The following is an 8971-nucleotide window of genomic DNA, read 5'->3' as shown; positions in this document are numbered from 1 at the left end:
ATATCAAAATTAATTATATTAATTTTTTCTGTTTTACTAAGTATTTACAATGTACATTCTCTTAATAAAAATGAAAAAAGATAGATTATACTTAGGGAGAAGATAATACTTAAAAACCTTTTAATTGAATTTATTTAAGTGGATAAATGTAACAATATCTACTATGATATAATTAAATAGAGAATTAACATATATTGTGTTGTAAAATCTTAAGGGGGATTTGAGTTGGAGATTAAAATAATAAAATATGGAGATGAATTATGGAACTCAGTTATTGATTACGCAAGTAACTGTTCATGGCGTGCTGGGGCATCTCTTGCGAGAAAAATGAAAGAAAGAATATTTACTGACTGGGAAAGCGTAATTATAGCAACTGATGGGGAAAAAATTTGTGGGTATTGTACACTTACTAAAACCGATTGTATACCAGAATTAGCGTATACTCCATATATTGGATATATGTTTGTGGATGAAAAATATCGTGGGCATAGACTAAGTGAAAAATTAATAAATAAAGCATTGGAGTATGCAAAAACATTAGAGTTTGAAAAAGTGTATCTTGTAAGTGGGGAAAAAGGACTATATGAAAAATATGGGTTTGTAAAAATTGAGGAAGATAAATCTTATTGTAGAGATGATGAGCATATATTTGAACTTTGTATATAAACAAAATCTTTTCTATTGGTAATTAAAAATAATTAGTAAATTAGAGAGCATTGAAAATAATGCTCTCTTTTTAGTGTTTTAAAAATTAGTTTTAATATTTTTTTATTAGTTAAATTAGATTAATTTAGTAAATCATTATTAATACCTTTTTTTAATATAATTTTAAAGAAAGGTATTAATACAGCTAAAAGGAATTTAAATATAAAATAGCTGATACTATAAAAAGGAGGGAGAATAGTGTTGAAAAAATATAAACTATTAATAGCAATAATAATAATTTTAATAGCATCAATGCTAATTTTTGCAATTAAGCCGTATAAAAGTACAGATGAATATTTAAAAAGAAATTATTCAGATTTAAATTTGCAAGATGAAGAAGACTTTTCAGGATTAGAAATAATGGCTAAAGATATAAAAGGCAAAAAAATAATTCTTTCAGGTGAAATGCATGGTTTAGCTAAAAATCATATAGTAGCTTTAAAACTTTTAAAATATCTTCAAAAAGAAATTGGAGTCAGCTATTACTTAGAAGAGGTAGGATATGCTGATTCATATTTTTTAAACAAATATCTAGAAAGTGGCGATGAAGATATATTAAAAAACTATTTTAACATTTACAAAAATCAAAAATATTATACTGAAGAAAGATACAATTATTATATAGAGGTTTATAAATTTAACCAAACGTTACCCAAGGATAAACAAATAAAGGTGGTAGGTATTGATATTGAATCTAAGGCTACATATGATTACTTAATTGATATTTTAAAAGAGAAAGAAAATATTCCGAGTGAACTAAAGTCTTTAATAGATGAATTGAAGAGATTTAACTATAATTCAAGAACTAGTTATGAGAATATATTAGATAATTTAAACAAAGTTAATAGAGATATAGAGGGTAATGAAGAAAAATACAAAAATATATTTAATGAAGAGTTTAAAGGATTTAAACTTGCAATGAAAAATTTAACAGATTTTAATAAGTCATATACGGGTGATATAAATTATGATACCTCAAGGGATAGATATATATATGAAAATTTTAAAGTAACAGATTCAAGTCTTGAAAATGCAGTTTATTTTGGGCAATGGGGAAGTTTTCATGTATTACAAGATAGCTTTTATAGTAATGTTAACGCATGTGATATGGATTATTTTTCATCATTATTAAATAAAGATGAAAAATATAAAGGAAAGTTATTATCAATAAACTATGGTTATTATTTTGAAGAACCTAAATTCGGTCATTGGAATTCGCATATAGATGAGGATTTATTTAAAGATTATTTAAAGTCTAAGTCGCAAGCTACTATATTTAAATTAAATAATAGAAAATCACCATTTAACGAAAATACTATTAATCCATTTTCATCAAATATAGCTGATTATAAAGATAATCCTATTACAAACTATTTTCAATATTTAATTTTAATAAGAAATAGTGATAAATCAAAAATTGTAATGTAAATTACAATTTTTGATTTTATAAATTTATCTATTCTTTAGTTATTTATTTTTTACCTATATACTCGCTAAGCAAGTCAAACAAATGTGACTAATAAGTCATTTTATTTAAATGCCTATATTGATCGACCTAATGTATAATAATTATAGGAATATAATAGTAAAATTGGAGGAAACCATGATAAACATTCTTATGATAGAAGATGATAGCACAATAGCCTTTGGAGTAAAATACGCCCTAGAGCAAGAAGGTTTTAACATTGATATATGCAAAAACTTAGAAAGCGGTAGACAAAATATTAATAACAAAGAGTACAACATTATTTTATTAGACGTAATGCTACCAGATGGAAATGGATACGAATTTTGCAAAGAAATTAGACAAACAATAGACACACCAATAATATTTTTAACAGCTTGTGATGAAGAAGTAAACATAGTTACAGGACTAGACATTGGGGCAGACGACTATATAACAAAACCTTTTAGAGTTAGAGAACTTATATCTAGAATAAACGCAGTACTTAGAAGAAGAGGTAATGGAAATGAAAACAAAAAGGTAATAAAATTTGGAGATTTAAGCATGCACACACTAGAAGCTAGAGTATATAAAAATGGAGAAGAAATTTTCTTAACTTCTGTTGAATACAAGCTACTATTAATCTTAACACAAAACAAAAATATAGTTTTAAGCAGAGCGAAAATTCTAGAAAAATTATGGGACGTTACTTATGACTTTGTAAACGATAATACCCTTACAGTTTATATAAAAAGACTTAGAGAAAAAATAGAAGATGACTCAACAGACCCGAAATACATACTTACAGTAAGAGGGATTGGGTATAAGTGGGATGGAAGTGAAAAAAATGTTTCTATCTAATATTGATATAAAAAGTTTTATAAGAAACTACATAGGCTTGTTTATAATCACTATAATGGTATCAATAGGAATTAGCTTTATAAGTGTAAATATTATAAAGGACAAAGTAGTAGAAAATAATCAAGCTATAGTAGGGGCCATAGTTTCTAAAAATCCTAATGCAGAAAATGACATAGTAGATATAATAACTCAAGGAAACTCAAAGGATAATATAAGCTTGGGAAAAAAAGTATTAAGTAAATACAACTACGATGAAAATATAAGTCTTAAAAATGAACCAATTATAAAAGATAGTACAAAAGAACTATTTAGCATAAACGTATTATTTACAGCTATTATATTTATTTTGATTTTTATCTTGGTTATGTATTGTTTTAAAAAAATATATAGTGATATAAAAGATATGACAAATTATGTATACAACAGTTCAGAAGGCAGAAATTTTGAAATGAAAAATAAAAATCAAGAAGGACAAATAGGACTTCTTAAAACTGAACTTTTGAAAATGACTAACATACTTAAAGAAAAAGTAGAATTATTAAACGATGAAAAAGTATTTTTAAATAACACTATTTCTGATATATCACATCAACTAAAAACTCCTATGACTTCATTAATAATACTCAACGACTTAATGTATGGGGATATACCAAAAGAAACTAAGATAGAATTTTTAGATAAAATAAAGTCCCAACTAAATAGGATGGAGTGGCTAATAAAAAGTATGTTAAAACTTTCTAAAGTAGAAGCCAAGGTTATTGATTTCAAGTGTGAAAAAGTAAACATAAAAGAATTAGTAAGAAGAGCACTTCAACCAAGTTTAATTCCAATTGAACTTAAAAATATAGACCTTAGCATAATTGGTGATGATAGTATTACCTATGATGGGGATATAGATTGGTCTAGTGAAGCTTTAGTTAATATAATTAAAAATTGTGTGGAGCATACTCCTCAAGATGGAGCTTTAAAAATTAACTATGAAGAAAATCCCCTTTACTGCGAAATAATTATAAAAGATAGTGGAGAAGGAATAGATAAAAAAGATTTACCTCATATATTTAAAAGATTTTATAAAGGAAAAAGTAGCTCAAAAGAAGATAGTGTGGGAATTGGACTAGCTATGGCAAAGTCTATAATAGAAAGCCAAAATGGGGATGTGTATGTTAAAAGTGAAAAAGGAAAGGGAGCAGAGTTTCATATTATATTCCATAAAACCTATAGTGACTAATCTGTAATATTTAATTCACCAGAGCGTAATGAGCAGTCTATAAACTATAAAGTATAAGCTAGAAAAATGAAGCTAAACTTTTATAAAAAGGAATATATGGAGGGTAATATGGAAATTTTAAAAGTTGAAAATTTAACTAAAAGTTATGGTAAGGGAGAGGCAAAGGTAGATGCCTTGAAAAATATAAATTTATCGATAAACAAAGGTGAATTTGTTGCAATAGTAGGGCCAAGTGGTAGTGGGAAAAGTACTTTGCTACATCTGATAGGTGGAGTTGATAGACCAACTAGTGGAAAGGTATTTATAAATGATATAGATATATATAATTTAAAAGAAAAGGATTTATCTATATTTAGAAGAAGAAATGTAGGACTTATATACCAGTTTTATAATTTAATACCTGTGCTTAGTGCAAAGGAGAATATATTATTACCAGCAGAACTTGATAATAGAAAAATAGATAAAGAATATCTAGATGATTTGTTAAAAACTTTAGGATTAAAAGAAAGAGAAAATCATCTTCCAAATGAGTTAAGTGGGGGTCAACAACAAAGAACTTCTATAGGTAGAGCTCTTATAAATAGACCATCTATAGTTCTTGCAGATGAGCCAACAGGAAACTTAGATAGCAAAAATTCAAAGGAAGTATTAGAGTTACTGAAGTTATCGGTAAAGAAATATAATCAAACTTTAATAATGATAACTCATGATACGAATATTGCTCTTCAAGCTGATAGGGTTATAACTATTGAAGATGGAATGATTAAAGATGACGAGGTGATATAAATGAATTTATACACTTCTTTAACTTTAAGATATTTAAAAGAAAATAAGAAAAGAACAATAGTTACTATAATAGGTGTAATATTATCTACTGCATTAATTTGCGGAATAGGAAATATATTTGAAAGTTTTATGGATTATCAAATTAGAGAAACTATAGATAGAAAAGGAGCTTTCCATGCAACTTTTAATGATATAAAAAAAGAGGATGTAGATAAAATAACAAAGAGTGCGGGAATAGCTAAAAGTTCTATTAGTGACAATTTGGGTTATTCAAAGCTAAGTAATGAAAAAAGAAATTTAGTTCAAGTTAAAGCTTTTGATAAAAATGGTTTTGAAGGCTATCAAATAAAGTTAAAAGAAGGTAAATTTCCAACTAATAGTAATGAAATTGTATTAAGTGAAAGAGCTATGCCTTTAATTGATAAAAAGGTAGGGGATAGCATAAACCTAAACATTGGAAAAAGAGTAGATAAAAATGGAAAAGAAATAGAAATACCAATAGTAGAAGAAAATGAAACTATAGTAGATGGGAAAAGTGGAAATTTTAAAATTGTTGGGGTTATGAATAAGCTAGAAAATGATATTGATAATGATGTTGTAAGTGGAATAACTTATTTAGATATAAAAGAACAATCTAAAGGTGATACAGTAAATGTTGCTATATGTGCTAATGAGCCTAGTGAAATTTATGAAATTGCACCAGCTATATCTAAAAATTTAGGTTTAAAAGTAGCAAGTAGTGATGATGATAGCGATTCTATGATTTATAATAATAAAAATGGTGTAGCTTATGAAAACTTATCATTTAATGAACACTTATTAAGGCTAGAAGGCGCAAGTGCTTATGCTAATATAAATAGAAGTGTTAATGCAGCCATGTTTATAGTTACTACTTTAGTGGTTGTATGTACAGTAGCTACAATATATAATGCTTTTAGCATTTCTATAAATGATCGTAGAAAACAGTTTGGAATATTAAATTCTATAGGAGCAACAAAATATCAGGTTATGAAGATAGTATTTATAGAAGCTATGGTAGTAAGTGTAATAGGAATACCTTTAGGATTAATAACTGGGACTGTTGCAATAGATTTGATATTTAAGTTAATAAAATCTATGTTTAGTAGTTCAATTATTGCAGAGCTTAATTTAAGGGTAGTGTATAATCCTTATATAATTATATTAAGTGCGTTAATAGTATTGTTAACAATATTAGTTTCAGCAATACTTCCAGCACTTAATGCAGCAAAAACTCCACCTCTTGAAGCTATAAAAAATAGTTCTAGTCTTAAATTAGGAAAAGTAAAAGATTCTAAGTTAGTTAGATTATTATTTAAAACTGAAGGAGTTTTGGCGTATAAGAATTTAAGAAGAAATAAAAAGAAGTTTAGAATAACTTTGTTTTCGTTGATAGTTAGTGTGGTAATATTTATATCTTTTAGTGGCTTTGTAGAGTTATTTATGAAAGCTAATGAGGCTAGTGTTGGAAAAGTGAATTATGATGTAAGATTGTGGAAAGGTGGACTTTTAGAAGGAGATAAAATAATAGATGATTTAAATAAGGTAAAGGGAATTAAAAAAATTAGTGTTAGTAATGCATATGGGGTAGCTTTTGATGTTAAGGAAAGTAATATAAATAAAGAGTATCAGGAGTTAATAGATAAGAATTTTTCTAAGAAGAATAAAGATGGTGAAACTATATATGATTTTAATTTTGAACAAAATACTTTCCAGTTTACAGGGGATAAAGATATACATAATTTAAAATTAATAAATGGTAGCTTCGATAAGAAAACTGCTATAAAAGAAAATGGGATAATACTTAGAAATAAAAGTTATTATAGTGAGCCTGGCAAAAAGTATGATGTTTCATTAATTAATTATAAGGTAGGAGATACGATAAATGCTTATAAGTTTTCTAGGGATGAAAATGGTAAGGAAGTAAATGAGCCAATTAAATTAAAGGTTTTAGCTACTACTGAGGATTTGCTTCCAGGAAATCAGACATCTACTTATATGGGCGTTGATTTTATAACTTATAATGAGGTAGGGTCAAAGTTAGGTTATGATATTAATAGTGGCAATATACACATAAATTCGGATAAAAGCAAAGATACTAGAAATGATTTAAAGAAAATTGGAGAAAAGTATGGATATAATGTATATGATGAAGTAGATGCTGCTTTAAGAATGGAGCAGTCTGCTACGGCAATAAAAATATTTGTGTATGGTTTTGTATTAGTTATATCTTTGGTGAGTATAACAAATATTGTAAATACTATAAGTACGAATATAAATTTAAGAAAAAGAGAGTTTGCCATAATTAAATCAATAGGTGTAACTCAACAAGGATTTAATAAGATGATATATCTTGAGAGTTTGTTATATGGAGCTTTGGCTTTAGCTTATGGAGTTCCTATAGGTCTTTTGATTGATGTTGTTATGAATAAAATTATGGGAGATGTTATTCAGTTGGGGATGGTACTTCCTTGGAATGCTGTTTTAATATCTATTGTAGGGATATTTGTGATTACTTTTATTGCTTCTTATATACCTATGAGGAAGATAAATAAGGAAAATATAATAGAAAATATTAGGCAAGAGAGTATATAGTTAGTATTTAAAAGCAGTAGCAATTTAGGTTAGTAGAGCCTGGTTGCTACTATTTTTTTTATTACGTGGAACACGAGGGGGGGTTAGTAAAGTAAATAATAGCGCTTTCACCATTTGAAAAAGAGTTTATATGGCCGTTAAAATCAGATATAGAAGTAATTGAAGGGGGCTCGACTACTGATTATATTCAATATTTATTATTAATAAAAAATCCAAATCAATCTAAGTACTTAAACGTAGAATAAAAAATTATGAAGTTTGCGCGGGAAATTAGGTATGGTTATTTCAGTAACTACTTGATAATATAAAATAATAGGATAAATTTAAATGAGGGGTTTAAAGATGGTAGAATATCAAAATAGAGAAGAATTAATTTTAGAGATTTATAATCGTGGAAAATTATTTATTAAGGAATTTGACGATGTTGATGAAAAGGATAAAGATAGGTTGATTGAGGGAGTTGATAGAACACCCTCTCAAATGATTTCTTATCAGTTGGGATGGATGAATCTTATACTTGATTGGGAGAATCAAGAACAGCAAGGATATAAAGTTGTAACTCCAACGAAAGATTATAAATGGAATAAGCTCGGTGGTTTATATGAAAGCTTTTATAAAGAGTATGATAAATATACTCTTAAAGAGTTACGTAATATGTTTATAAAGAAACAAGAAGAAATTATTGAATTGATTAACAGCTACACAGATATTGAATTATTTAAGCAAGGAGGAAGAAAGTGGGCATCATCAACTCCTTCTAATTGGCCGATTTGGAAATGGATTCACATTAATACGGTTGCACCATTTAAGTCTTTTAGAAGTAAAATACGAAAGTGGAAAAAATTACAATTACAATAGAGGTATTAAGCTAGATATAGATAAAATGGGAGAGGAGTATTATGAATAAAAAGTTTATAATTGCTGTTTTATTAGTTATGGGATTAGTGGGGGCATTTATTTATAATCAGAATTATAAAGATAAACATCCAAATATGGGCTTATTCAGATATGAAAAAGATTATGTAGTTATGTTTGAGGTTTATGAAGGGAAAAATACGGATTTAAAAGAGTTGGGAGAAATAAATGAAAGATTAGACAGATGGGATTTTAAAAAAGATTTTCAAGGTTATAAAATACCTAAGGGAAGTAAAGTATTTAAAAGTACAAATAATAAATTTAATGAATATATGGGAGATGTTTTAGTAGTTAAATTTAGTGAGGATGTGCATTTAAAAGATGGGAAATATAAAAAAGGTATTGAGTATATATCAAGATATGTTACTGGTCAAATTTAAATAGAATTATACAAAACGTGAAAGAAGACTATGATTAGG

General features: G+C 27.0%; 8 protein-coding genes. All 8 read left to right on the top strand.

Annotated features, from left to right (window positions below; translation table 11 throughout):
* The first annotated feature begins 225 nt into the window (after window positions 1–225).
* On the top strand, window positions 226–666 hold the full coding sequence (locus ACRCYC_RS09160; protein WP_438618815.1) for a GNAT family N-acetyltransferase: 441 nt from the start codon (window positions 226–228) through the stop codon (window positions 664–666).
* A 237-nt stretch (window positions 667–903) separates the two neighbouring features.
* On the top strand, window positions 904–2133 hold the full coding sequence (locus ACRCYC_RS09155; RefSeq protein WP_438618814.1) for a ChaN family lipoprotein: 1230 nt from the start codon (window positions 904–906) through the stop codon (window positions 2131–2133).
* A gap of 175 nt (window positions 2134–2308) precedes the next feature.
* Window positions 2309–3010 (top strand): response regulator transcription factor, encoded by a 702-nt coding sequence (locus ACRCYC_RS09150; RefSeq protein ID WP_438618812.1) that lies wholly within the window; start codon window positions 2309–2311, stop codon window positions 3008–3010.
* Window positions 2988–4238: a sensor histidine kinase gene (locus tag ACRCYC_RS09145; RefSeq protein ID WP_438618817.1), complete on the top strand. Its 1251-nt coding sequence runs from the start codon at window positions 2988–2990 to the stop codon at window positions 4236–4238. The genes ACRCYC_RS09150 and ACRCYC_RS09145 overlap by 23 nt, the downstream gene beginning before the upstream one ends.
* Before the next feature lie 108 nt (window positions 4239–4346).
* Window positions 4347–5024, top strand: coding sequence for an ABC transporter ATP-binding protein (locus tag ACRCYC_RS09140; protein WP_438618811.1), 678 nt, complete (start codon window positions 4347–4349; stop codon window positions 5022–5024).
* A complete protein-coding gene (locus ACRCYC_RS09135) occupies window positions 5025–7637 on the top strand; it encodes an ABC transporter permease (protein ID WP_438618810.1) in 2613 nt (870 codons plus the stop codon). It abuts the gene before it with no gap.
* A 342-nt stretch (window positions 7638–7979) separates the two neighbouring features.
* Window positions 7980–8495 (top strand): ClbS/DfsB family four-helix bundle protein, encoded by a 516-nt coding sequence (locus ACRCYC_RS09130; RefSeq protein ID WP_438618809.1) that lies wholly within the window; start codon window positions 7980–7982, stop codon window positions 8493–8495.
* A 41-nt stretch (window positions 8496–8536) separates the two neighbouring features.
* The gene (locus tag ACRCYC_RS09125; protein WP_438618808.1) at window positions 8537–8932 is read left to right on the top strand and encodes a hypothetical protein; all 396 of its coding nucleotides are present in this window, start codon (window positions 8537–8539) and stop codon (window positions 8930–8932) included.
* Window positions 8933–8971: the final 39 nt, after the last annotated feature.

The organism is Paraclostridium sp. (genome assembly GCF_051657365.1).
Classification (GTDB): Bacteria; Bacillota; Clostridia; order Peptostreptococcales; family Peptostreptococcaceae; genus Paraclostridium.
This window is presented reverse-complemented; position numbering and strand designations above follow the sequence as displayed.